General features: G+C 69.8%; 1 protein-coding gene. It reads left to right on the top strand.

Going from position 1 to position 417, the window contains the following annotated elements; translation table 11 throughout:
- Positions 1 to 417: condensation domain-containing protein (locus G4D85_RS48585; RefSeq protein ID WP_164021955.1), on the top strand; the 417-nt coding region annotated here is incomplete at both ends.

Here is a 417-nt window from a genome sequence, read left to right as displayed (position 1 = left end):
CGCATGGCCCAGGCGGACGCGCTGCATCCCTTCAGCCTCTCCACCGGTCCGCTGCTGCGCGTCAGCCTGCTGCGCCTGGCCGAACAGCAGCACGTGCTGCTGCTCAACATGCACCACGTCGTCTCCGACGGCTGGTCCATGGGGCTGCTCGTCTCCGAGATTGGCGCCCTCTATCAGGCATTCTCCGCGGGCCTCCCCTCGCCCCTGCCAGAGCTGCCCGTTCAGTACGCCGACTTCGCCGTCTGGCAGCGCTCGTGGCTCAAGGACGAGGTGCTGGAGCAGCAGGTGGACTGGTGGAAGCAGCAGCTCTCCGGCGCGCCTCATGCGCTGGAGCTGCCCACCGACTTCCCCCGCCCGCCCGTCCAGTCCTTCCGTGGCGGTCTGGTCAGCTTCCGCCTCTCGCCCCAGCTCGGCCGC

Origin of the sequence: Pyxidicoccus trucidator (genome assembly GCF_010894435.1) — a bacterium.
Classification (GTDB): Bacteria; Myxococcota; Myxococcia; order Myxococcales; family Myxococcaceae; genus Myxococcus; species Myxococcus trucidator.
The sequence above is the reverse complement of the archived record's forward strand: the minus strand, read 5'-3'. Positions and strand labels throughout refer to the sequence as shown.